Raw genomic sequence first — 22,543 nt, 5'->3', positions numbered from 1 at the left:
CAGCAACACCCAGCACGCTCTTACGCAGAATCGAGTTCATCACGAAGCTCCATTCGGGGGTTGGCGTCACCGCCGACGGGGGTCAGCAGGACACAAGCACCGTCAGGCGCCCAAAGTTTCAAGGGGGGAAAGTCTCTGCCCGATGTCAACCGCGGGGCGGGGGCCTCTTCACGGCGCCGGGACCATGTGTAACGACCGCCGGCCCGCCATCATTCCGGGGCCCGTCCACCAGCCCGTCGAGCGGGCCAGGTACTCGGTCGTACGTGATATGTAACGACCCCCGGCCCCCCACCATTCCGCCGCCAGCATGCCACCGGTCACACCCCGAACCCGACATCCGGCACCACACCACCCGACCCCGTCACCCCGAAACCGGACAACCGACACCAGAGACCCGACCCGGCGGCAACCACACCCACCAGACACCCCGGCGGACCCCGCCCACGACCGGGGTGCCGTGACCGGCGCAGGGATCAAGCCTGACCGCCCGGAGCCGGGCACGGCGGGCCACACCCCCACCGCAACCACCCACGAACCGAAAGGCACAGAACGGAACGACCGGCCAGCCCCCAGGTAGGGGGACCGGCCGGTCGAGGAAAGCTCAGCTCACCAGAGCTGCTGCACGATGTCCGCCGCCTGCTCCTCCCACTGCGCGTACGCGTACGGGAAGGCGGACACCTGCACGGTCTGCGCCGCCGCGGTCAGCGGCAGTTGCTGCCACTCTCCGACGTTCTTCAGCGCGCCGAAGAAGGCCTTGGCGGAGTAGTCCGGGTCGGTGACCTGCTCGGGCGTACCCCAACCGGACGAGGGACGCTGCTGGAACAGGCCCTGCGAGTCGTGGTCGTTGTACGCGCCGAGGTGGCCGAGGTTGTACAGCTTCGACTCCTGCAGCGAGGTGGCCACGCCGATGACGGCGCCCCGCTCCCCCACACCGGTGTCCTTGGCGGCCTTGACGATTTCCTTGGCGTTGGCGATCTGCGCGTCGTCGAGCGGGACGCGCGACTGGGCGCCCTCGACGCCGTGCGGGATGAGCTTGTCCCGGCTCGGCTTCTCAGAGGCCGGCTGGTTGACCTTGTCGGCGCCGGTGGTCTGCGCGGGCTCGACGGTTTCGGTCTTCTTGCCGGTGGCCAGGTCGATGGCAGCCACTGCGCCCGCATGGGGTCCGCCGGTCACCGGCGGCGCGGCGATGGCGGTGGGGCCGAACGCCAGGGCGCCGATGGCGGCCACGCCCGCGATGCTCAGCGCGGCCTTGCCCTGCGGGACCTTCCTGATCTTGCTCTGGGTTGTCTCCGCGATGGCGGGGAGCCACCGAGTGAAGTGCTGCTTCGTCTGTGCGATGGCGGGGAGCCATCGAGTGAAGTCCTGCTTCACGGAGGTTGCCCCTTTCGATCGTTACGACGCGCTCCCGGGTGAGCGCCCCTCGGGGGAACTACCGGCCGGTACGGGTTTGTGGTCCGGCGCTACGGGGGACACAACCAGCTACGCGTGTCGGTCATTCCGGAAATAGCGGGGTGCGGGAGAGGCCACGAACCAGGTCACGACGGGTTTCGGACAAGCTGACGGGCATCGGTACCCACGGGCACGAAACACCTGGGCGCACCGCGACGGACAGGCCGGGCACTGCGCCCTGCGGCCGAGCGGGAAAGCCGGATACTCCGGTCCGTCGTGCGACCCGGTCAGCGACTGGCCGGGGTACCGAACCGGACGAGGACGTGCCAGAGCTGCTTGAGGTGCTGGAGCGTGACCTCGGTCGGGCCGCGGTCGGCCCACCGCCCGGGCTCCGCGACGACCGACGCGGCGGCCCGGCCGATCAGGGCGGCGTGCACCGGCTCCGCCGGCCGGGCGAACTCCGCGTGCACGCGGGCGGCCAGCGGTGGGATGGCCGGCCCCCGGAACTCCGGGTCGATCCCGTCCACCGGCAACTCGAAACCGGTGTGCCAGACCAGCGGGAATCCGTGGCGGCGGGCGATACCCGCCAGCGTCCGTCCCGCGTCGGTGTCCCGGAACGACGGGTCAACCACCAGCGCCTCCACGTCCCTCGCGAGGCTCAGCTCGCCGTGGACCTGCGCCTCGACGTAGTCGTCGAGCGCCCGCCCCGGGGCCCCCGGGCGGGCCGACTCCCGCTCCCGGCGCCGCACCAAGGTACGCAGCAGCGTGCCGGTGTCCATGCCCGCCACCCCGAGGCTGACGCCGGTCCCGGCGGTGGTCTCCAGAAGCGCCGCGAGCACCGGCTCGAAGACGTCGACGGTGCCCAGCTCCTTCGGGCCGAGATGGCTGTCCCCGAGGCAGAGGGTGGCCCGGCCGAGGACCTCGGGACGCAACCGCAGGTGGCACGAACCGAACCGGGGGCAGGCGCCGTCCGGGTGGTCCAGCAGGTTGAGGCCGCCGTACCTCGGGCGATCCGCGGGGCGTACGTCGTCGCTCTGGTACGCCCCGCCGAACAGGGTCTCCTCCCAGCGGTCCCGGTCCCCACCGGGAAAGGCGGTCAGGCCACCGTTGGAGATGCCCGTCTCGAACTGGCTGCGGTAGACGCCCTCCTCATCGAGGGCGGTCGCGACCGTACGGCCGTCCCGCAGCAGGCGGTCCGGGTGGAAGTTCAGCGTCAGCCGGCCGTGCGCGGCGACCGCGGCGATCATGTCCTCCGGCCGGTACGCGGCGCCGGAACCGGCCAGGTGCCGGGCGATGACGGCCAGCGCGGGCGGCCGGTCATGCAGGGCGATCTGCCGGACGTGCCGCAGGGCGGCGGCCTGCGCCGGCGTAAGCGGACGTTGATCAGCCTGCGCGGGGACGGACATCGCCCGAGTATCGACAGGGTCCCCGCCGGGCGCACCTCAATTCCGGCCGCTCGGGCGCACCGAACGCGGTCAGGCGTCGCGGTCGGTGCCGAAGCCGTCGAGGTCAGTGCCCCCGGGCCAGCCATTCGCCCAGGTGAGGCGCCTCGGCACCGATCGTGGTGCTGTCGCCGTGACCGGTGTGCACGACGGTCTCCGGTGGCAGGGTGAGCAGCCTGGTCCGGATTGACTCGACGATGGTGCCGAAGTCGCTGTGGGAGCGGCCGGTGGCACCCGGCCCGCCGGCGAAGAGGGTGTCGCCGGTGAACACCACGCCGAGGGCCGGGGCGTGGAAGCTGCACGCGCCGGGGCTGTGACCGGGGGTGTGCAGCACCTGCAGGGCGGTGCCGGCCACCTCCACGGTGTCGCCCTCGACCAGCTCGCCCCCGGGCGGCATGTCGGGGTGCACCATGTCCCAGAGCACCCGGTCGGCCGGGTGCAGCAGCACCGGCGCGCCGGTGGCCCGGGCGAGCTCCGGCGCCACGCGTACGTGGTCGTCGTGGGCGTGGGTGGCCAGGACGGCGACCACCCGGCGGTCGCCGACGACCCGCAGGATGGCCGCCACGTCGTGCGGCGCGTCGACGACGACGCACTCGGCGTCGTCGCCGACCACCCAGACGTTGTTGTCCACGTCGAAGGTCTGCCCGTCGAGGGAGAACGTGCCGGAGGTGACCGTGTGGTCGACCTGGGCGGTCACGGGAAGACCACCACCGAGCGCAGCACGTCGCCGTGGTGCATCCGGGTGAACGCCTCCTCGACCTGGTCCAGGGCGATCTCCTCGGTGACGAAGGCGTCCAGGTCGAGGCGCCCCTGCAGGTAGAGCTCGGTGAGCGCGGGGAAGTCCCGGCTGGGCAGGCAGTCGCCGTACCAACTGGACTTCAGGGCGCCGCCGCGGCCGAAGATGTCCAGCAGCGGCAGCTCGACCTTCATCTCCGGGGTCGGCACGCCGACCAGCACCACCGTCCCGGCCAGGTCGCGGGCGTAGAAGGCCTGCTTCCAGGTCTCCGGGCGACCGACCGCGTCGATCACCACGTCGGCGCCGAACCCGCCGGTGGCCGCGCGGATCGCCTTGACCGGGTCGTCCTCGGAGGCGTTGACGGTGTGCGTGGCGCCGAACTTCCGCGCCCATTCGAGCTTGCGGGAGTCGGTGTCCACCGCGATGATCTTCGTCGCGCCGGCCAGCGCCGCACCGGCGACCGCGGCGTCCCCGACGCCGCCGCAGCCGATCACCGCGACCGAGTCGCCCCGGGTGACGTGGCCGGTGTTCATCGCCGCGCCGAGACCCGCCATCACCCCGCAGCCGAGCAGGCCCACCGCGGCCGGCCGGGCCGCCGGGTCGACCTTGGTGCACTGCCCGGCGTGGACGAGGGTCTTCTCGGCGAAGGCGCCGATGCCCAGCGCGGGCGACAGCTCGGTGCCGTCGGTGAGCGTCATCTTCCGGGCCGCGTTGTGGGTGTTGAAGCAGTACCAGGGGCGGCCGCGGCGGCAGGCCCGGCACACCCCGCAGACCGCGCGCCAGTTGAGCACCACGAAGTCGCCGGGGGCCACCCCGGTGACCCCCTCCCCCACCTGCTCGACGATGCCGGCCGCCTCGTGGCCGAGCAGGAACGGGTACTCGTCGTTGATGCCGCCCTCGCGGTAGTGCAGGTCGGTGTGGCAGACCCCGCAGGACTGGACACGGACGACCGCCTCACCAGGCCCCGGGTCCGGCACCACGATCGTGGTGACCTCCACCGGCGCGCCCTTGCTCCGCGACACGACTCCCCGGACTTCCTGGCTCACGGTCTCCTCCAGCCTGCGCTCGCGATCATGCTTCCCCGCGAACCTACCGCCGCCCACGGCCGCCGGCCCAGCGGAACGCGGCGGGTTATCCGGACCGACGCCGGGTACGCGGGGGCACGGTTCTCCGGCACCGACGGGAGTGATCATGAAGCTGACGCATGCGCCGCTGCGGCTCAGCACGGGGGCGTTCATCCTGAATTCCGGTCTCGGCAAGCGGACGCTGGAGGGCGAGGCCGCCACGGCGGTGCACGGCATGGCCGTCGGCGCGATCCCGCAGCTCAGGCAGCTGCCGGCGGACCGGTTCGCCAAGCTGCTGTCCCGGGGCGAGATCGCCCTGGGCGCCGCCCTGCTCGCCCCGTTCGTGCCCTCGCTGCTGGCCGGGCTGGGGCTGGCCGCGTTCGGCGCCGGGCTGGTCCAGCTCTACCTGAAGACGCCGGGGATGCGGGAGCCGCACAGCCTGAAGCCGACCCAGGCGGGCATCGGCCTGGCCAAGGACGTCTGGCTGGTCGGCGCCGGGCTCACCCTGGTCCTGGACTCACTGACCCACCGGCGTCGCCCCTGACCGGGCGCCGCCCTTGCCGTCCACCGGGCGCTGGCCGGTTGCCTCGCCGGCGGCAGCGGAGGCGGCCGTCGACGCAGCCGGGCGGGACCGGACCGCCCGGCCGGGTACGCCGGTCAGGCGACCACCGGCACCGGCACCGACACCCCGGCCCGTTCGGCGGCGTACCGGCGCCGGGCGGCGTTGCGGTAGCGCAGTACCTGCACCGCGCCGAGGCCCCAGAGCAGGTACTGCACGGCGAACGCCCAGCGGAACGCGTCCAGCGGCGGGGTGGACCGCCCGGCGGGGGTGGCCAGGTCGAGGACCACGCCGACGGCCAGCACCAGGGCGATCGAGGCGACGAAGCCGCCCACGTTGACGATCCCGGTGGCGCTGCCGATGCGGTGCACCGGATTGAACGTGCGCGCGTAGTCGAAGCCGATGACCGAGCCGGGTCCGTTGACCGCGAGGACGACCACCAGGGTGACCAGCAGCAAGTGCGGCGCGCGTCCCGGCCACGCGAGCACCACGGCCCAGACTGCGGCGGTGACCGCGGTGATGGCGAAGACCACGACCGAGCGGCGGAACGGGTGCCGGGCGCACAGGTGCGCGATGACCGGACCGCAGACCAGGGTCGCGACGGTCATCAGGGTGAGCAGGGAGGCGGCGGCGGTGGGTGAGAGGCCCTGACCCTGCACCAGGAACGGGTAGCCCCAGAGCAGCGCGAAGACCGAGCCGGAGAACTGGGTGACGAAGTGGGTCCACAGGCCGAGCCGGGTGCCCGGGTGGGCCCAGGCGGCGGCGAGCTGCCGGCGTACGGTCGCCAGGTCCGGGGCGACGGCGGCGGCGGCGTGCTCGGCGTGCGGGGTGTCCCGTACCGCCACGAGCACCAGCAGCAGCACGGTCGCGCCGAACGCGGCCGCGGTGATGAAGGCGGGGGTCCAGCCGGCGTGGTGCAGCAGCGCCACCAGGGGCACGGCGCCGAGGACCGCCCCGAGCTGCCCGACGGTGCCGGTGAGCTGCACCAGCAGCGGGTTGCGCCGGCCGGGGAACCAGAACGCCACGATCCGCAGCACGCTGATGAAGGTCATCGCGTCGCCGAGGCCGACCAGGACCCGGGCGGCGACGGCGAGCCGGACGTCGGTGGCGACGGCGAAGCAGAGCTGCCCGGCCACCATCAGCGCGCCACCGGCCAGCAGCAGCCGGCGGGAGCCGAACCGGTCGAGCAGCACCCCGACCGGCACCTGCATGGCCGCGTACACGCCGAGCTGGGCGACGGTGAAGGTGGCCAGCGCGGAGGCGTTGATGTGGAAGCGGTCCGCCGCATCCACCCCGGTCACGCCGAGCGAGCTGCGGTGGAACACCGCGGCCACGTACGCGGTGAGCGCGACCGCGTAGACCAGGACGGCGGGGCGGCGCGCGGCGGCGGCTCTCACCGCAGCGTCCGCAGCACGGTCGCGGCGTTGTCGATGTGCGCGCCCACGGCGTCGAGCCAGGCCTTCGGGTCCTCGCCGTCGAGGGCGGCGAGCTGGCCGGCGTGCTCGGCGAGGACCACCTCGGCCCAGCCGGGCGAGAGCCGGAAGCTGGCCTCGCCCATGCGCAGCTGCCGGTCGCGCAGCCGGTGGTACAGCTCGGCGAGGATCTCGTTGCCGGCGGCCTCGACGACGGTGGCGTGGAAGGCCCGGTCGGCGGCCATCAACGCGGTCACGTCGCCGGCCGCGTGCGCCTGACGCATCTCGGTGAGCCAGCGGGACAGGTCGGCCTTCAGCTCGGCGCGGCGCGGCCACACCCGCTCCGCGGCGTGTAGCTCGACCAGCCGGCGGGCCTCGATGACGTCGGCGATCTCGCGGGCGGACACCGGCCGGATCAGCGCGCCGCGCTTGGGGTAGAGGGCGACCAGCCCCTCGGTCTCCAGGCGGAGCAGCGCCTCCCGGACCGGGGTGCGGGAGACCCCGGCGGCCTCGGCGATCTCGCCCTCGCTGATCAGCGATCCACCCGGGTAGACCTGCTCCAGGATGGCGCGCTTCAGGTGCCGATAGGCCCGCTCGGCGGCGGACGGCACGGTCGACGAGGCCGTGGGATGCGTCATGTATCTATGATGCGTCCCAGTCGGGCGTGACCGTGACGCCGGGCGCCCGAAGGTGGCCCACGCCACGCGCCGCCGCGTCAGCCGGGTCGCAGCGTGACGAGGCCGTCGTCGCCGAGGACGAACCGGGTCCGGTACGGCGCGCCCAGCCCGTCCAGCAGCTCGGCCAGCCAGCGGGCCTCCTCCGGCCCCGCCGGCTCCAGTCGCATGCGGCGCATCCGCACCGGGGCGAGCCGCAACCGGCGCAGCTCACCGGTGCCGGCGTCCAGGGTGGCCAGGTGCAGCAGCCGCAACTCCGGCCGGTACGCCTCCTCCCCGCCGATCCCCTCGTAGTCGTCGATCAGGTCGCCGCAGCCGTACAGCACGAGCCGGCCCCGGTACCGCTCGACCGGGCGGGGGTGGTGCGACGAGTGCCCGTGGATCAGGTGCACGCCCGACTCCACGAGCCGGTGCGCGAACTGCACGTGCTCGTCCGGCACCTGGTAGCCCCAGTTCGACCCCCAATGCACGGAGACCACCACCAGGTCCGTCGGCCCCGCCTCCCGGCCGATCCGGTCGGCGAGCGCCCCGGCCGTCGCCTCGGACACCTCGGGCAGGTACGCCACGCCGGGTCGCCCGCCGGTCGCCCCCCACTGCGGCGGGATGCCGCTGGACGGGGCGCCCACCGACCAGACCAGCAGCCGCCGGCCGCCGTCGAGGGGCACCCGCGCGGGCCGCCACGCCTCGTCCTCGTCCCGGCCCGCGCCGGCCGGCGTGATCCCGGCCCGCCGCAGGCCGTCCAGGGTGTCGGTGAGCCCCTCCGCGCCGAAGTCGAGGACGTGGTTGTTGGCCAGCGCGCAGACGTCGAGCCGGGCCGCGGTGAGGCAGGCGAGGTTGTCCGGGTGCATCCGGTAGTGGATGCCCTTGCCCGGGGCGTACTCGCCGCGCCTGGTCACCGCCGTCTCCAGGTTGACGATCCGCACGTCCGGGCACAGCTCGTCGAGGAGGCGCAGCGCCGCGCCCCACGGCCACTCCGGCGGGACCGGCCGCGGGACCGGGCCGGCGACGGACTCGGCCAGCTCGACGTAGCGACGGGCGTCGGTGACCGCCTCCTCCCGCAGCCCGGGCGGGCCCGGCCGGGGCAGGATCTGGTCGACGCCGCGACCGGTCATCACGTCGCCGGCGAGCAGCAGGGTCACCTCGGCCACGGGTTCGTCTTCCCCGCCCGGCCAGGTCCCGCACCTGCTCGGACCCGGGAATTGCGCGAGCCCGGTCGAGTGCCGGTCGGTGCCGGCGGCCGACGTCACCGCGCCAGCCGCCCCGCCGCCCCGCCGCCGGGCTTGCCGGTTCCGCGATCGGGGCCGTCGGCCCGGATATCGTGTGGGCGCACCTGGCGGGCCCGCGGTGAGGAGCACTCTCGTGACCACCAGCACCACACACGTCCGCTCCTGGTACCGGCCGATGCGGGCCCGCCGGCCCGACGAGGAGCACCGGGTCACCACGCCGTTGGAGCTCTTCTTCGACCTCTGCTTCGTGGTGGCGGTGGCCCAGGCGTCCGGCAGCCTGCATCACGACCTGGCGGAGAACCACCTCGGGCACGCGGTCAGCAGCTACCTGATGGTGTTCTTCGCGATCTGGTGGGCCTGGATGAACTTCACCTGGTTGGCCTCCGCCTACGACACCGACGACGACGTCTACCGACTCACCATCCTGGTGCAGATCGCCGGGGCGCTGATCCTCGCCGCCGGCGTGCCACGGGCGTTCACCGACGCGGACTTCACCACCATCACCTACGGCTACGTGGTGATGCGGCTCGCCGCGATCGTCAACTGGCTGCGCGCGGCGGCCGGCAACCCGGAGCGGCGGTCGACCGCAACGACCTACGCGGCGGGTGTCTTCGTCGTGCAGCTGGGCTGGCTGCTGCGGCTCGCCCTGCCCGCCGGGTTGGCCCTGCCGGCCTACTTCGTGCTGGCCCTCGCCGACGTGCTCGTGCCGGTGGTGGCCGAGCGGCTCGGGAAGACCAGCTGGCATCCGCACCACATCGCCGAGCGGTACCAGCTGTTCACCCTGATCGTGCTCGGTGAGGCGATCCTGTCCATCTCGGTGGCGATCCAGAGCGGGGTGGACGCCGGGAACCCGAAGCTGTGGTTGCTCGCCGCGGCCGGAGCGATGATCGTCTTCGCGCTCTGGTGGCTCTACTTCGACCGGCCGGGCCAGCTGCCGCCCGGCTCCCTGCGCGGCGCGTTGTTCTGGGGCTACGGCCACTACCTGATCTTCGCCGCGATCGCCGCGGTGGGCGCCGGCCTCGCCACCGCGGTCGACCACGACCTGCACGTCGCCCACGTCTCCGGCCGGACCGCCGGGTATGCCGTGGCGGTACCCGTCGCGGTGTACCTGCTCGTCCTCTGGACCCTGCACCTGCGCTGGAAGCGGCGTTTCGGTCTGGTGCTGTTCCCGGTCGCGGCCGTGCTGGCCCTGGTCACGCCGTGGCTGCCGGCGCCGGTGCCGGTGCTCGCCGGCCTGCTGTTCGCCCTGGTGGCGGTGACGCTCGTGCTGCGGCACCACGGGGCGGCCGACGGCACCGCCTGACCGAGCGGGCAGACTCGCGCGGCGGTGCCCCGCCCGTGAGCGGGTCAGGGTCGGTCGACGTCCGCCCAGAACTCGCGGAGCAGCGCGTGGAACTCCTCGGCCCGCTCGATCTGCGGCATGTGCCCGGTGTCGGCGAACAGGTGCGTCCGCGCCCGGGGCAGCCGGGACCGGGCGGCGGTCAGGTGGGTGGCGGGGAGGATCAGGTCCCGGTCGCCCCAGACCACCAGCGTGGGGACGTCGAGCGCGGCGACCGCGTCGAGCAGCTCGCCCCGCCACTGTGGACGTACGCCCCGCCAGGTGCCGAGGCTGCTGACCAGTTCCAGCATCACCCGGGCGGCGTGCGGCTGCCGGGCCACCGCGAGCGCGGTCGCGATCCGCTCATCGGTGGCGTACGCCGGGTCGCGGAAGATCGCCAGCTCGGTGCGGCGGGCGATGGCCGGGTGGGGGCGCAGCAGCAGCCGGCCGAGCGGGCGCAGGGCGAGCAGTCGCAGCGCGACGGTCACCTCCTGGCCGAACCCGGCGCTGTTGACCAGCGCCAGGCTGGCCGCCCGGGACGGCTCGTCGGCGGCCAGCCGCATCGCCACCGCCCCGCCGAGGGAGTTGCCGACCAGGTGCGCCGGCCGGTCGACCCCGGCCGCGTCGAGGAAGCCCGCGACGGCCGCGGCGAGCGCCGGCAGGGTGTGCGGGGCGTCCAGCGGCGCGGAGCCGCCGTGGCCGGGCAGGTCGACGCTGACCACCCGGTGGTCGGCGGCCAGCAGCTCATGCTGGGCGGTGAAGTCGTCGAGGGTGCGCCCGATGCCATGCAGCAGCACCACGGCCGGCCCGGCGCCGGAGATCCGGCAGCGCATCCGCCGCCCGGCGACCGTCAGTTCGTCGGCGGGCGGCAGGGAGACGGTCATGCCGGCTGCCCTGGGGTGGCCTCGGGGGTCAGCGGGTCGACCGCCGGCCGGGGCGCGGACGATGGGTCCGCCGCCGGGGCGGGCGCGGGCGCCGGGGCGGGCTCCAGCCGGGACGTCGGCCGGGCCGCGGGGCCGCCCGCGCTCCGGTTGAGGCCGGCGGCCAGGACCCGGTGGTAGGAGGCGGGGGCGAGCCGGGCCAGCAGGTCGGGCAGCTTCGCCGACCAGCCGATCAGTACCCGCCCGCGGCGGCGTTCCACCCCGCGCAGGATCACCTCGGCGGCCTTCGCCGGGTCGATGGAGAGCAGCTTCTCGAACTGTCTGCGGCCGGCCTCGTACTCCTCCCGGGAGACGCCGCTGCCCACCCGGGCGCTCTGCGCGATCCGGGTCCGGATGCCGCCCGGGTGCACCGAGGTGACCCCGACGCCGTCGTCGGCCAGCTCGTGCCGCAGCGCCTCGGTGAAGCCGCGGACGGCGAACTTGCTGGCCGAGTAGGCGGCCTGCCCGGCGGGGGCGATCAGCCCGAAGAGGCTGGAGACGTTGACCAGGTGGGCGCCCGGCTCGGCCTTGAGCGCGGGCAGCAGCGTGTGGGTCAGCCGGACCACGGCCCGGAAGTTGATGTCGACGACCCAGAGGAACTCGTCCAGGGTGACCTGGTCGAACCGGCCGCCCAGCGCGACGCCGGCGTTGTTGACCAGCAGCCGGATCCGCGGGTGCGCCCGGCGGATCTCCGCGGCCGCCCGGTCGGTCGCGTCGGCGTCGGCGAGGTCGACCAGGTGGGTGTCGATCCGCCGGTCGGGGTGGGCGGCGCGGATCGCGGCGACCACCGCGTCGAGCCGTTCGGCGTCCCGGTCGAGCAGGACCAGGTCGGCGCCGCGCCGCGCGAGGGCGTGCGCCAGTGCCTCGCCGATGCCGCTTGCCGCGCCGGTGACGACGGCGGTGCCGCCGGGGAAGACGAAGTCACGCATCCGGTGCTCCTCTCGGTCAGGCGACGGGGGTGTCGGCGGGCATGTCCACGGCAGGGTCGGCGGCCGGCCCGGCCGGGGAGTCCCCCGTCGGCGTGCCGGCGCGGGTGAAGCGGACGCCCTCGTCGGTGAGCCGGCCGTGCCGCATCAGCAGCACGTCGCAGGGGTAGTTCTGGTGCAGCCGCCAGGGCGCCACCGGCCCCTGCTTGGGCAACTGGTCGACGGCGCGCAGCACGTACCCGGACTTCAGGTCGATGATCGGCTCCAGCTCGCCGGAGGCCGGGGCGATCGGGGTGACGATCTGCTGGCCGGTGGCGTCGAGGTGGCGCAGCAGTCGGCAGACGTACGTGGCGACAAGGTCGGCCTTGAGCGTCCAGGAGGCGTTGGTGTAGCCGATCGTCATGGCGAAGTTCGGCACGCCGGAGAGCATCATGCCCTTGTACGCGACGGTCTCCGCGAGGTCGATCTCCTGCCCGTCCACGGCCATGGTCATGCCGCCGAGGGCCAGCAGGTTGAGGCCGGTGGCGGTGACCACGATGTCGGCGGGCAGTTCCTCGCCGGAGGCGAGCCGGATGCCGTGTTCCGTGAAGGTGTCGATGGTGTCGGTCGCCAACGCCGCCCGGCCGGCCTTGACGGAGTCGAACAGGTCGCCGTCCGGGACGACGCAGAGCCGCTGGTCCCAGGGGTTGTACCGGGGTGAGAAGTGCCGATCGATGTCGTAGCCGACCGGCAGGCGGCCCTTGGCGGCGCGGCGCAGGAGCTTCTTGATCAGTCGAGGGGCGCGCCGGCTGAGCTGGAAGTTTGCCACCCCGAGCAGCACGTTCTTCCAGCGCACCACCGGATACGCGGCCTTCGGGGGGAGCCAGCGCCGCAGCGCGTCGGCCAGCACGTCGTGGGAGGGCAGCGAGATGACGTACGTCGGTGAGCGTTGCAGCATGGTGACGTGGGCGGCCCGCTCGGCCATCGCCGGCACCAGGGTGACCGCGGTGGCGCCGCTGCCGATCACCACCACCCGCTTGCCGGTGTAGTCCAGGTCCTCGGGCCAGTGCTGCGGGTGCACGAGCCGGCCGGCGTACCGCTCGACGCCGGGGAAGTCCGGGGTGTAGCCCTCGTCGTAGCGGTAGTAGCCGGAGCAGGTGAAGAGGAAGGCGCAGGTGAGCACGACCTCCTCGCCGGTGTCGTCGCGGCGGGCCTGCACGGTCCAACGGGCGCGGGAGCTGTCCCACTCGGCGTGGACCACCCGGTGGTGGAAGCGGATGTGCTGCTCGACGCCGTACTCGCGGGCGGTGTCCCGGACGTACGCGCGGATCGAGTCGCCGTCGGCGATCGCCTTCGGGTTCGTCCACGGCTTGAAGGAATAGCCGAGGGTGTACATGTCGGAGTCCGAGCGGATGCCCGGGTAGCGGAACAGGTCCCAGGTGCCGCCGATCGCCCCGCGGGCCTCGAGCACGGCGTAGGTCTTCTCCGGATAGTTGCGTCGCAGGTGCACGGCTGCGCCGATGCCGGAGAGCCCGGCACCGACGATGAGAACGTCGACGTGGTCGGAGTGCATGGCATCTCCCGTTCGCGGGGCAGTGGACCGGACACTATCCACCGCCGCCGACGCCAGTCAACACCCTGTCGAGTGGAATCGACAGGGTGTTGAGCGGGTGTAGCATCAACCGTCATGACCACCGCCCGTACGCCCACCGGAGCCGCGCCGACGCGCGGGCGGCGACCGGGCCGCTCGACGGGCGACGACCGGGAGCTGGCCATCCTCGCCACCGCCGAGCGGCTGCTGGCGGAGCGTGCCTTCGGCGACATCTCCATCGACGACCTGGCTCGGGGCGCCGGCATCTCCCGGCCGACGTTCTACTTCTACTTCCGGTCCAAGGACGCGGTGCTGCTCACCCTGCTCGACCGGGTCATCGAGGAGGCGGACGCCGCCGCGGGCGACGTGCTGGACCGCCTCGCCGAGGACCCCCGGGCCCGCTGGCGGGAGCTGATCGGCCGGTTCCACGCCACCTTCGGCGGCCACCGCGCGCTCGTGCTGGCCTGCGCGCAGGTGCGCGGCACCAACGCCGAGGTGCGCCAGCTCTGGGCCGTCGTGCTGGAGCGCTGGGTGCACGCGGTCGAGACCGCCATCGAGGGGGAACGCCGGCGCGGCGCGGCCCCGGACGGACTGCCCGCCCGGGACCTCGCCATCGCGCTGAACTCCATGAACGAACGGGTCTGGTACGCCACCTTCGCGGGCGACGGCCCGGCCGTGGCCGAGCGGGACGTGGTCGACGTCCTGCTCGACGTCTGGCTGACCGCGATCTACCGCACGGTGACCCCGCCGCAGGCCTGAGCGGCCGCGTGCGCCCGGCCCAGCCGGTTCAGCATCAGGTTGAAGTCGGTGGCGGACAGCACCGGCCCGGCCCGCTTCTCCAGGCTGCGCACCGGCGCGTGCAGCCGCACCGGCGTCTCCACGGCTCCGTCACGGGTCAGCACCCAGGCTCCCCGCTGGCGGGTAGGCCCGCCGAACAGCCACGTCGGCCGCACGTCGAAACCCGTCACCTCCGACCACGGCAGGAGCCGGGAGCGGAAGATGTACCGCAGCAGCAGCCCCCGCTCGTCGCGGTAGACGCCGGCCAGATACAGCCGGACCACGAAGGTGAGCCACACCGCCACAAAGGCGACCGGGAGGAGTAGGCCCCCCGCAGTCAACAGATGGCCGTCGCCCAGCTCGCGCAGCAGGGCCACGACCAAGGTCAGTGCCACCACGGCGCCCACGAGCACCATTAGCCCGAGGACCGCCTGCCGCAGCCCCCAAGGATCGACCCGTCTCCATCGCCGCACGGGCGTCACTCTAGACCGTGCGGGCAAAGTCCATGATCCAGTTTGTCTCCCACGTCCGCTCGCCGTCCGTGGAAAACGCCTGTTCCCAACGGCAGGAAGTGGGCGTGATCCGGGACCAGATGAACCGGCAGCGGACCGGCCGCCCCTCGTCGGTATCGTCGGCGAAGAAGGTGCCCACCCCGTCGGCGAACCGGCCGACCACCGGCGGCAGCTCCAGGATCCCCCGCCGGCTGTGCATCCAGTAGATCGACCAGAGCCCGGTCGCCGGGTCGAGGATCCGCACGGTCGAGCCGGAGAAGCCCCGGGTGGGGCAGCGCATCTCGTCGAAGCTGCCTGCGCCGTCGAAGAACCGGTGCGCCACCGAGGTGGCCGGGAATTCGTCCCACTCGTCGCTACCGACGTGCCGCTTCATCAGGCGATGGTTGGTCACGTCCCAGGTCCCGGCCAGGAAGTCGAAGTCGCCCATCAGAATCCCACCGGCCCCGCGGTGCGGGTGTCGCCCAGGTAGCCGGCCAGATCCGGCCGGTCGGGGGCGAGGACGTGGCGGACCCAGGCGGCCCGCTCGTGCTCCAGCACGCCCAACTCCCAGACGCAGCCCACGCCCGGGCGTGGCATCGGCACGAAGTGCGCCGGGTCGTCGTCCGGGCAGTCCAGGGCGGCCTGGCCGGCGACCGCGATCCGGCACTCCACCACGTTGTCCCAGAACCAGCTGTACGCCAGCAGGTACGCGCCGCTGTCCGCACCCCGGTGCAGCACCACCCAGCTCGCCGGTGGCGTGCCGCCGTCGGGCTCGGGCAGCAGCCGGGGCAGGAAGGCGTACGCGGCCTCCACCACCTCCGGTTCGAGGCGGCGGTCGGGCTGGTCGATGTGGTAACGCTTGACGTGCCGGCCGGAGAACTCGGCGGTTCCCGGCACGGTCAACTCCTTGTCGCGAAAAGCCATGCCGGGACGGTAGAACAGTTCCCCTGACAGCTACTGTCAGCAGATGCGCGCCAGTCGGCTGCTCTCCGTCCTGCTGCTGCTCCAGACCCACGGCCGGCTCACCGCCGCCGAGCTGGCGCAGCGGCTGGAGGTGTCCGTCCGGACCATCTACCGGGACGTCGAGTCGCTGCACGCCGCCGGGATCCCGCTGTACGGCGAGGCCGGGCACGCCGGCGGCTACCGGCTGGTCGACGGCTGGCGGACCCGGCTGACCGGGCTCACCGCCGAGGAGGCGGAACGGCTGCTCTTCGCCGGGCTGCCCGGGCCGGCCGCCGAGCTCGGCTACGAGTCGGTCGTCGCCACCCTGCAGCTCAAACTGCGGGCCGCGCTGCCGCCGCCGCTGGCCGACCGGGCCGCCCGGCTCCAGGAGCGCTTCCACCTGGACACCCCCGGCTGGTACTCCGACGGCGACCCCTCGCCCCACCTGGCCCTCACCGCCGACGCGGTCTGGCGGCAGCACCGGATCCGGGTCCGCTACCGGAGCTGGAACGGCGAGGTGACCCGCACCCTGGAGCCGTACGGCCTGGTGCTCAAGGGCGGCCGCTGGTACGTGGTGGCCGCCCGGCCGGAGCGGGCCGACCCGGCCACCTACCGGGTGAACCAGATCCTGGCGCTGACTTCGCTCGACGAACCCTTTGACCGGCCCACCGACTTCGACCTGCCCGGGTGGTGGCGGGCGCATGTGGTCGACTTCCGGGCCCGGCTGCACCGCGACGAGGCGGCCATCCGGCTCTCCCCCCGCGGGCGGGAGCGGCTGCGGGAGATCTGCAGCGACGCGGTGGTCGCCGCAGTCGACGGCAGCGCCGGGCCGCCGGACGACGCTGGCTGGGTGCGGGCGATGGTGCCGATCGAGTCGCTCACCCACGCGCACGGCGACCTTCTCCGGCTCGGCGCCGAGGTGGAGGTGCTCTCCCCCACCGAGCTGCGCGCCCGCCTCGCCGAGACGGCCGCCGCGCTGGCCGCGCTGTACGCTCCGACGCACCCGGTGGCCGGTATGCCGGTCCCCGCCGCGGCCGCTGATCCGCGGGTCGCGCCCCGCGGATCGGTCATGGACTGACCAGCCGGTCAGCGCGGCGCGCGCAGGGCGGCGCCGACGGTGGCCCCCATCGGCACTGACCAGCATCACCGACTTCACCGATCGACCCGGCGGCGAAACCGGGACCGGGCGACCTTCAGCGCCACCGTCCGCAGCCAGGCCTCCGGGTTGTCCACCCGACGCAGCTGACCGGGCCTGGCCAGGGCCCGGACGAACGGCTCCCGCACGACATCCTCCGCATCGGCGTAGTCGCCGTGCACTCGGTACGACCGGCCAGCGGGCCGCGAGGTGACATTCTCATCGGAACACCGATGAGTCCCCGACCGACCCGACGTTGTACGTCATGACAGCTGTCACCGAGGCCAGGGAGGCCGATCATGGACTGGAAGCTCGAACTCGTCGTGGTGCCCGTCTCGGACGTGGACCGGGCCAAGGCGTTCTACCTGGACCAGACCGGGTTCCGGCTGGACGTGGACCAATCCGCCGGCGAGGACTTCCGCGTCGTGCAGCTCACCCCGCCCGGCTCTGCCTGCTCGATCGCGCTGATGCGCAATCCGGGTGCGGCGGGCTCGCTGAGCGGGTTGCACCTGGTCGTCCCGGACATCGACGCGGCGCGGACGGAGCTGGTGGACCGGGGCGCGAAGCCCGGCGAGGTCTTCCACTTCGCGGCCGGCGGCGTGCAGGCCCCCGGGCCGGACCCGGAGCGGCGGGACTACGGCTCCTTCCTGTCGCTGCGCGACCCGGACGGCAACGAGTGGCTGGTCCAGGAGGTCGGCCGGGCCAGGGCGGCAGCAGCGTGACGGCGGATCTGCACACCGCACCGGCCGACCCCGACTTCGCCGCGCTGACCGAACGCCACTGGCGCGAGCTGCACGTGCACTGCTACCGGATGCTCGCCTCCTTCGACGACGCCGAGGACGCCGTCCAGGAGACGTACCTGCGGGCGTGGCGGGGGCGGGACGGCTTCGACGGCGGGCAGGTGCGGGCCTGGCTCTACCGGATCGCCACCAACGTCTGCCTGGATCTGCTGCGCCGCACCGGCCGGCAGCCGCGCGCCGTGCGGTCGTACGCGGAGGTGCCGTGGTTGCAGCCGTACCCGGACCGGTTGCTGGACCGGGTCGCGCCGGGCGACGAGCAGCCGGACGCGGTGGCGGTGACCCGGGAGACCATCGAGCTGGCGTTCCTCGCTGCCATGCAGGTGCTGCCGGCCCGGCAGCGGGCCGCCTTCCTGGTCCGCGACGTGCTCGGCTGGTCGGCGGCGGAGACGGCGAAGCTGCTGGAGACCAGCGTGGCGGCGGCGAACAGCGCCCTGCAGCGGGCCCGGGCCACCCTGCAGGCGCATCTGCCGGCCCGCCGGGCGGACTGGGCGGCCAACCCGGCCGACGAGCGGGAACGGGAGCTGCTGGCCCGGTTCATCGACGCCCACGAACGCTGCGACGCTGCCGCCGCGCTCGCGGTGGCAGCGCCGGACCTGCGGATCACCATGCCACCGGCGCCGATGTGCTTCGACGGGGTCGCGGCCTTCGCGCCACTGCTGGAACGGGCCTTCGGCCCGGAGCGGGACGGCGACTGGCGGCTGCTGCCGACGTCCGCCAACCGGCTGCCGGCCGCCGCGAGCTACCTGCGGCGACCCGGCGACCCGGTGTTCCGGGCGTTCAAGCTGGACGTACTGCGGGTCCGGGATGGGCGGATCGCCGAGATCACCACGTTCGGCCACGCGCTGTTCCCCGCGTTCGGCCTGCCGGCGGAGCTCTGAGGTGGCTTTCTGGTCGCCGGGCGGCGCGTGCCGTCCGGCGACCGGCCGCGGCCGGCCCGGTCAGGGCGGATGATCGGGGGCATGGACCGACGACCGCCGCGGGGGCACCACATGGTGCCGCACACCGCCGACGTCCGGATCGAGGCGTGGGCGCCGGATCGGGAGGGGTGCGTGGCGGAGGCGGTCACCGCGCTGGTGGGCACCTTCGTGGATGCCTCCGGCGCGACCCCCGAGGCCGACGTCGAATTCCACGTGCCGCCCGGTGCGGACGAGGACCTGCTGGTCGGCGTACTCGATGAAGTGATCTTCCGGATGGAGACGGAGGGCGAGTTGCCGCTCGCGACCGAGGTGCGGGCGGCCGACGACGGCGGCCTGACGATGCGTTGGCGCGCCACCGGCACGGACGCGGTGGAGCTGGTCGGCGCGGTGCCCAAGGCGGTCTCCCTGCACGAGCTGCGCTTCGGCCCCGACGGGAACGGCTGGTCCTGCGCGGTGACGCTGGACGTGTGACCGCTCAGCCCTTGACCACGCCGAGCGGGACGAGCCGGGCCACCCGCCGGCACAACCCGGCGCCCTCGGCGGCTGCCACCACGGCGGTGATGTCCTTGTACGCGGCCGGCATTTCCTCGGCCAGTCCCCGCCGGGATGCCCCGCGCACCGCGATGTCCTGCGCCTCCAGCTCGCGCCGCGGGTCGTGCCCGCGTTCCGCCTTGGTGGCCTGCTTGCGGCTCTGCACCCGGCCCGCGCCGTGGCAGGTGGAGGCCCACGCCGGCGCGCCGGGGACGCCGGTGAGCACGTACGAGCCGGTCCCCATCGAGCCGGGGATGAGGACCGGCTGGCCGACCCCGTGCAGGTCGTCCGGCAGGTCGGCGTGGCCGGGCGGCAGCGCCCGGGTGGCGCCCTTGCGGTGCACGCAGAGCCGGCGCGCCGCGCCGTCCACCTGGTGCGTCTCGATCTTGGCGAGGTTGTGCGAGATGTCGTACACCAGGTCCAGGTCGCTGCCGGTGATCCGTTGGAAGACCTGTCGGGCCGCGTGGTGGAGCAGCTGCCGGTTGGCCCGGGCGTAGTTGGCCGCGGCGGCCATCGCGCCGAGGTAGGCCCGCCCCTCGTGGGACGAGACGGGGGCGCAGGCGAGCTGCCGGTCGGGCACGTGGATGCCGTACCCGCGCATCGCCTTCTCCATCTCGTGGACATAGTCGGTGCAGATCTGGTGGCCCAGCCCGCGCGACCCACAGTGGATCATCACGCAGACCTGGCCGGTCCGCAGCCCGAAGGCGCTCGCCACCGCCTCGTCGTACACCTCCTCGACGGCCTGCACCTCCAGGAAGTGGTTGCCGGAGCCGAGGCTGCCGACCTGGTGCGCGCCCCGCTCCACCGCCCGGTCGCTGACCTGGGCCGGGTTCGCGTCGTCGACCGCGCCGTAGTCCTCGCAACGGTCCAGGTCTCGTTGGACGCCGTACCCGCGCTCGACGGCGTACCGGGAGCCGCCGCGCAGCATTCCGTCGAGTTCGGCGCGGTCGGCCAGGTGCCACACCGCGCCCTTGCCCATGCCGCGCGGGGTCGCCGCGCCGAGGCCGTCCATCAACGCGTGCAGCCGGGGCCCCAGGTGGGCCCGGTCCAGGTCGGCGGTGAGCAGCCGCACCCCGCAGGAGATGTCGAAGCCGACCCCGCCGGGCGAGACCACCCCGCCGTCCTCGATGTCGGTGGCCGCGACCCCGCCGATCGGGAAGCCGTAACCCCAGTGCACGTCCGGCATGGCGTAGGAGGCGCCGACGATGCCGGGCAGGGTGGCGACGTTCGCCACCTGATCCAGCGACTTGTCGGCCCCGGCGTCCGGCAGCAGCGACCGGGAGGCGAAGACCACGCCTGGAACCCGCATCGGATCGTGCCGGTCGATCCGGAACCGGTACGGCGACTCCTCGACCAGCTCCATGCCGCCCCGGCTACCCCGGTCCGGGGCGGTTACACCCGACCTGGTTGAGCTCGTCCGGTCCGGGTAGTGCGGCAGCGTGCCCCAGCGATACGAGGACTACTCCCCGGTCGCCGTCGTCACCGGCGCGGACTCGGGCATCGGCAAGGCCAGCGCGGTCGCGCTCGCCGAGGCCGGCTTCGACATCGGCATCACCTGGTACGGCGACCCGGAGGGCGCCGAACGCACCGCCGGGGAGGTACGCGCCACCGGCCGCCGCTGCGAGGTCGCCGTCGGATGCGGGCGGCCGGGGCGGGTGGTCGGATCGTCAACATCACCAGCGTGCACGAGCACGCGCCCCGGGTCGGCTCGTCGGCGTACTGCGCGGCGAAGGGCGGGCTCGGGCTGCTCACCAAGGTGATGGCCCAGGAGCTGGCGGCGGACGGGATCACCGTCAACGCGGTCGCGCCCGGGGAGATCACCACCCCGATGACCGGGCAGGAGGACGTCGACCCGTTCACGCAGGAGCGCCCGGGGGTGCCGGTCGGGCGGCCGGGGGACGTTCGGGAGATCGCCGCGGTGGTGGCGTTCCTCGCCTCGCCCGCGGCCGGGTACGTGACCGGGGCGTCGTGGGTGGTGGACGGGGGGATGTTGCTGATGGGTCCGCAGGCCTCGGCGCTCCCTTCTCACGACTGGCGGTCCGTCTGAGGATTGCGGCGGCGGGGCGGGGCCGGCTCACCCCACCGTTTCCGCAGCGTCTGAGTGGGCGGAGAATGGGTCCGGTCGCGGCCGCCTCGCCGCGGACACCCTCAGCAACTCCGAGCGTCGGGAGGCCGGTTCAGCGTGTCGGACACCACGGAACAGCAGTCGTCGGCGACCGTCGGCGGGCGGGAGCTGCGCGCCGACTGCACGCGCTGCTTCGGGATCTGCTGCGTCGCGCCGGCCTTCGCCGCCTCCGCCGACTTCGCCCTCGACAAGCCCGCCGGGCAGCCCTGCCCGAACCTGCGCCCGGACTCCGGCTGCGGCATCCACCGCGACCTGCGCCAGCGCGGCTTCCCCGGCTGTACGGTGTTCGACTGCTTCGGGGCCGGCCAGCAGGTCGCCCAGGTCACCTTCGGCGGGCGGGACTGGCGGACCGACCCGGCGACTGCGCGCCGGATGTTCGACACCTTCGCCGTGATGCGGCCGCTGCACGAACTGCTCTGGTACCTGACCGAGGCGCTGGCCGTGACCCCGCCCGGTGCGCTGCGCGCCGACCTCGCCCGGGCGCTGGAGGAGACCGGGCGGCTCACCGACGGCACCCCGGAGGAGCTGCTCGCCCTCGACGTCGACGCCCACCGGGCGCGGGTCAACGCGCTGCTCTCCGAGGCCGGCGAGCGGGCCCGAGCCGGCCGTGGGGGCACGGACCGGCGCGGGGCGGTGCTGATCGGGGTGGACCTGCGCCGGGCGGACCTGGCCGGGGCGAACCTGCGCGGCGCGGGCCTGATCGGCGCCGACCTGCGCGGCGTGGACTTCGGCGCGGCCGACCTGACCGGCGCGGACCTGCGCGGGGCAGACCTGCGCGGGGCCGACCTGAGCCGCTGCCTGTTCCTGCACCAGTCGCAGCTCGACGCCGCCCGCGGCGACCACCGCACCGTGCTGCCAGCGGCGCTTCGCCGCCCCGCGCACTGGTCGCTCACCCTTACGCCGACCCGCCCCCGGACCGGAGGCCGGCGGCGGTGACCCGGTACCGCCGCCGCGGGCGGTGACGTTTCGCCGCGGTGCCGTCGGGTAGCCGGGACTGCCGCCACCACTGTGTCGGCGGCCGGCGGCACCAGGGAGGCGACGTGGGATATCGGCAACGGCAGGGCGAGCAACCGGCCGATCCGGCGCACGCGGAGGACGAGGCCGGGCAGGCTCGGTTGGTCCAGGTGGGGGCGGACACCGACGTCCCGGCCCCGGACGACGGCGCACCGAAGCCGGACCTGGTCACCGAGGACGACGGCTCCGGGGTGGCCGGCGGAGCGTCCGGCAGCAGCTCCGGTGGGTCCGGGATGCCGGGGCACCCGGACGCGGCCCGCTGAATCAGGACGGGCCGGCCGCAACGGACCCACGTTTGCCCCCGCCGGACGCGGGCAGGAGTGCGACATGACGAGTGAAGATTCCTTCGGCCGCGCGGCGACCGACGAGCCGGGCGGCGCGACCGCGTACCAGGCGTCGCTGCGACCGCCGGGCGACTCCCTGCGCACCACCGACGACACCGGCGACGACTTCGCCGACCTGCCGGCCGAGGAGGCGCAACCCGCCCGAGAGACCAGCCGGGCCGGCTACGACGTCGATGCCGTCTCGGGCACCGGCGAGCCCCGTCCCGAGGAGTGACCCGACGGCGGCCGTCG

The 22,543-nt window shown here is 73.9% G+C and carries 26 protein-coding genes and 1 pseudogene; 12 read left to right on the top strand and 15 right to left on the bottom strand.

Annotation, left to right across the window (positions count from 1 at the left end; genetic code table 11):
- Nucleotides 1-606: 606 nt before the first annotated feature.
- The 4 genes from SLP03_RS12630 to SLP03_RS12615 all read right to left on the bottom strand — a co-directional run bounded on the left by SLP03_RS12630 (nucleotide 607) and on the right by SLP03_RS12615 (nucleotide 4,613).
- Nucleotides 607-1,371: a hypothetical protein gene (locus SLP03_RS12630; RefSeq protein WP_319460760.1), complete on the bottom strand. Its 765-nt coding sequence runs from the start codon at nucleotides 1,369-1,371 to the stop codon at nucleotides 607-609.
- A gap of 305 nt (nucleotides 1,372-1,676) precedes the next feature.
- Nucleotides 1,677-2,795 carry a DUF3626 domain-containing protein gene (locus SLP03_RS12625; protein ID WP_319460759.1) on the bottom strand — a complete coding sequence of 373 codons (1,119 nt, stop codon included), beginning with the start codon at nucleotides 2,793-2,795 and terminating at the stop codon, nucleotides 1,677-1,679.
- A 103-nt stretch (nucleotides 2,796-2,898) separates the two neighbouring features.
- Nucleotides 2,899-3,528: an MBL fold metallo-hydrolase gene (locus SLP03_RS12620; protein ID WP_319460758.1), complete on the bottom strand. Its 630-nt coding sequence runs from the start codon at nucleotides 3,526-3,528 to the stop codon at nucleotides 2,899-2,901.
- Nucleotides 3,525-4,613, bottom strand: coding sequence for an S-(hydroxymethyl)mycothiol dehydrogenase (locus SLP03_RS12615; protein ID WP_319460757.1), 1,089 nt, complete (start codon nucleotides 4,611-4,613; stop codon nucleotides 3,525-3,527). The genes SLP03_RS12620 and SLP03_RS12615 overlap by 4 nt, the downstream gene beginning before the upstream one ends.
- A gap of 145 nt (nucleotides 4,614-4,758) precedes the next feature.
- Here SLP03_RS12615 and SLP03_RS12610 point away from each other — a divergent pair, with 145 nt between their 5' ends.
- Nucleotides 4,759-5,175, top strand: a complete 417-nt coding sequence (locus SLP03_RS12610; RefSeq protein ID WP_319460756.1) for a hypothetical protein — start codon at nucleotides 4,759-4,761, stop codon at nucleotides 5,173-5,175.
- Between the two features lie 113 nt (nucleotides 5,176-5,288).
- On the opposite strand, the gene SLP03_RS12605 is transcribed toward SLP03_RS12610, so the two are convergent.
- The 3 genes from SLP03_RS12605 to SLP03_RS12595 form a co-directional block, all read right to left on the bottom strand.
- On the bottom strand, nucleotides 5,289-6,587 hold the full coding sequence (locus tag SLP03_RS12605) for an MFS transporter (protein WP_319460755.1): 1,299 nt from the start codon (nucleotides 6,585-6,587) through the stop codon (nucleotides 5,289-5,291).
- A complete protein-coding gene (locus tag SLP03_RS12600) occupies nucleotides 6,584-7,240 on the bottom strand; it encodes a GntR family transcriptional regulator (RefSeq protein ID WP_319460754.1) in 657 nt (218 codons plus the stop codon). Before SLP03_RS12600 ends, SLP03_RS12605 begins: the two co-directional genes overlap by 4 nt.
- 77 nt (nucleotides 7,241-7,317) lie before the next feature.
- The gene (locus tag SLP03_RS12595; RefSeq protein WP_319460753.1) at nucleotides 7,318-8,424 is read right to left on the bottom strand and encodes a CapA family protein; all 1,107 of its coding nucleotides are present in this window, start codon (nucleotides 8,422-8,424) and stop codon (nucleotides 7,318-7,320) included.
- A gap of 211 nt (nucleotides 8,425-8,635) precedes the next feature.
- On the opposite strand from SLP03_RS12595, the gene SLP03_RS12590 reads away from it, so the two are divergent.
- Nucleotides 8,636-9,805, top strand: a complete 1,170-nt coding sequence (locus SLP03_RS12590) for a low temperature requirement protein A (RefSeq protein ID WP_319460752.1) — start codon at nucleotides 8,636-8,638, stop codon at nucleotides 9,803-9,805.
- 44 nt (nucleotides 9,806-9,849) lie between these two features.
- Here SLP03_RS12590 and SLP03_RS12585 read toward each other — a convergent pair whose 3' ends face one another.
- From SLP03_RS12585 to SLP03_RS12575, 3 genes are read right to left on the bottom strand one after another with little or no spacing between them, the layout of a single operon-like run.
- A complete protein-coding gene (locus SLP03_RS12585) occupies nucleotides 9,850-10,704 on the bottom strand; it encodes an alpha/beta fold hydrolase (protein WP_319460751.1) in 855 nt (284 codons plus the stop codon).
- Nucleotides 10,701-11,669, bottom strand: a complete 969-nt coding sequence (locus SLP03_RS12580) for an SDR family oxidoreductase (protein ID WP_319460750.1) — start codon at nucleotides 11,667-11,669, stop codon at nucleotides 10,701-10,703. The genes SLP03_RS12585 and SLP03_RS12580 overlap by 4 nt, the downstream gene beginning before the upstream one ends.
- A gap of 16 nt (nucleotides 11,670-11,685) precedes the next feature.
- Nucleotides 11,686-13,218, bottom strand: coding sequence for an NAD(P)/FAD-dependent oxidoreductase (locus SLP03_RS12575; RefSeq protein ID WP_319460749.1), 1,533 nt, complete (start codon nucleotides 13,216-13,218; stop codon nucleotides 11,686-11,688).
- Between the two features lie 114 nt (nucleotides 13,219-13,332).
- On the opposite strand from SLP03_RS12575, the gene SLP03_RS12570 reads away from it, so the two are divergent.
- Nucleotides 13,333-13,995, top strand: a complete 663-nt coding sequence (locus SLP03_RS12570) for a TetR/AcrR family transcriptional regulator (RefSeq protein WP_319460748.1) — start codon at nucleotides 13,333-13,335, stop codon at nucleotides 13,993-13,995.
- Here SLP03_RS12570 and SLP03_RS12565 read toward each other — a convergent pair.
- Genes SLP03_RS12565 through SLP03_RS12555 form a run of 3 tightly spaced genes read right to left on the bottom strand, consistent with a single transcriptional unit; the run spans nucleotide 13,965 to nucleotide 15,428 of the window.
- Nucleotides 13,965-14,486: a hypothetical protein gene (locus tag SLP03_RS12565; protein WP_319460747.1), complete on the bottom strand. Its 522-nt coding sequence runs from the start codon at nucleotides 14,484-14,486 to the stop codon at nucleotides 13,965-13,967. The two genes, SLP03_RS12570 and SLP03_RS12565, sit on opposite strands and share 31 nt — an antisense overlap.
- A gap of 10 nt (nucleotides 14,487-14,496) precedes the next feature.
- The gene (locus SLP03_RS12560) at nucleotides 14,497-14,952 is read right to left on the bottom strand and encodes a hypothetical protein (RefSeq protein ID WP_319460746.1); all 456 of its coding nucleotides are present in this window, start codon (nucleotides 14,950-14,952) and stop codon (nucleotides 14,497-14,499) included.
- Entirely contained in the window at nucleotides 14,952-15,428 is a 477-nt protein-coding gene (locus SLP03_RS12555; protein ID WP_319460745.1) for a hypothetical protein, read from the bottom strand. Before SLP03_RS12555 ends, SLP03_RS12560 begins: the two co-directional genes overlap by 1 nt.
- A gap of 43 nt (nucleotides 15,429-15,471) precedes the next feature.
- On the opposite strand from SLP03_RS12555, the gene SLP03_RS12550 reads away from it, so the two are divergent.
- Nucleotides 15,472-16,524, top strand: coding sequence for a helix-turn-helix transcriptional regulator (locus SLP03_RS12550; RefSeq protein WP_319460744.1), 1,053 nt, complete (start codon nucleotides 15,472-15,474; stop codon nucleotides 16,522-16,524).
- A 74-nt stretch (nucleotides 16,525-16,598) separates the two neighbouring features.
- Here SLP03_RS12550 and SLP03_RS12545 read toward each other — a convergent pair whose 3' ends face one another.
- A complete protein-coding gene (locus SLP03_RS12545; protein WP_319460743.1) occupies nucleotides 16,599-16,763 on the bottom strand; it encodes a sigma factor in 165 nt (54 codons plus the stop codon).
- Between the two features lie 117 nt (nucleotides 16,764-16,880).
- On the opposite strand from SLP03_RS12545, the gene SLP03_RS12540 reads away from it, so the two are divergent.
- The 3 genes from SLP03_RS12540 (at nucleotide 16,881) to SLP03_RS12530 (ending at nucleotide 18,769) form a co-directional block, all read left to right on the top strand.
- Nucleotides 16,881-17,303 carry a VOC family protein gene (locus tag SLP03_RS12540; RefSeq protein WP_319460742.1) on the top strand — a complete coding sequence of 141 codons (423 nt, stop codon included), beginning with the start codon at nucleotides 16,881-16,883 and terminating at the stop codon, nucleotides 17,301-17,303.
- Complete coding sequence (locus SLP03_RS12535) at nucleotides 17,300-18,259, top strand: RNA polymerase subunit sigma-70 (protein ID WP_319460741.1); 960 nt, start codon at nucleotides 17,300-17,302, stop codon at nucleotides 18,257-18,259. Before SLP03_RS12540 ends, SLP03_RS12535 begins: the two co-directional genes overlap by 4 nt.
- 81 nt (nucleotides 18,260-18,340) lie before the next feature.
- Nucleotides 18,341-18,769, top strand: coding sequence for an archease (locus tag SLP03_RS12530; RefSeq protein WP_413644508.1), 429 nt, complete (start codon nucleotides 18,341-18,343; stop codon nucleotides 18,767-18,769).
- Between the two features lie 4 nt (nucleotides 18,770-18,773).
- Here the strand turns inward: SLP03_RS12530 and SLP03_RS12525 are convergent, their stop codons facing one another.
- Nucleotides 18,774-20,192 (bottom strand): RtcB family protein, encoded by a 1,419-nt coding sequence (locus tag SLP03_RS12525; protein WP_319460739.1) that lies wholly within the window; start codon nucleotides 20,190-20,192, stop codon nucleotides 18,774-18,776.
- Between the two features lie 76 nt (nucleotides 20,193-20,268).
- Between SLP03_RS12525 and SLP03_RS31600 the strand changes: the two are divergent.
- The 5 genes and pseudogenes from SLP03_RS31600 to SLP03_RS12505 all read left to right on the top strand — a co-directional run.
- Nucleotides 20,269-20,391, top strand: a pseudogene (locus SLP03_RS31600) (SDR family oxidoreductase); the annotation flags it as partial.
- A gap of 74 nt (nucleotides 20,392-20,465) precedes the next feature.
- The gene (locus SLP03_RS12520) at nucleotides 20,466-20,876 is read left to right on the top strand and encodes an SDR family oxidoreductase (protein WP_319460738.1); all 411 of its coding nucleotides are present in this window, start codon (nucleotides 20,466-20,468) and stop codon (nucleotides 20,874-20,876) included.
- A gap of 135 nt (nucleotides 20,877-21,011) precedes the next feature.
- Entirely contained in the window at nucleotides 21,012-21,890 is an 879-nt protein-coding gene (locus SLP03_RS12515; protein ID WP_319460737.1) for a pentapeptide repeat-containing protein, read from the top strand.
- A 104-nt stretch (nucleotides 21,891-21,994) separates the two neighbouring features.
- Nucleotides 21,995-22,231 (top strand): preprotein translocase YidC, encoded by a 237-nt coding sequence (locus tag SLP03_RS12510; RefSeq protein ID WP_319460736.1) that lies wholly within the window; start codon nucleotides 21,995-21,997, stop codon nucleotides 22,229-22,231.
- A 64-nt stretch (nucleotides 22,232-22,295) separates the two neighbouring features.
- Nucleotides 22,296-22,526: a hypothetical protein gene (locus tag SLP03_RS12505; protein WP_319460735.1), complete on the top strand. Its 231-nt coding sequence runs from the start codon at nucleotides 22,296-22,298 to the stop codon at nucleotides 22,524-22,526.
- Nucleotides 22,527-22,543: the final 17 nt, after the last annotated feature.

This window comes from Micromonospora sp. RTP1Z1 (assembly GCF_033804685.1).
Lineage (GTDB): Bacteria > Actinomycetota > Actinomycetes > Mycobacteriales > Micromonosporaceae > Micromonospora.
Note: the sequence above shows the minus strand (reverse complement) of the source record. Positions and strands in the feature narration are given on the sequence as shown.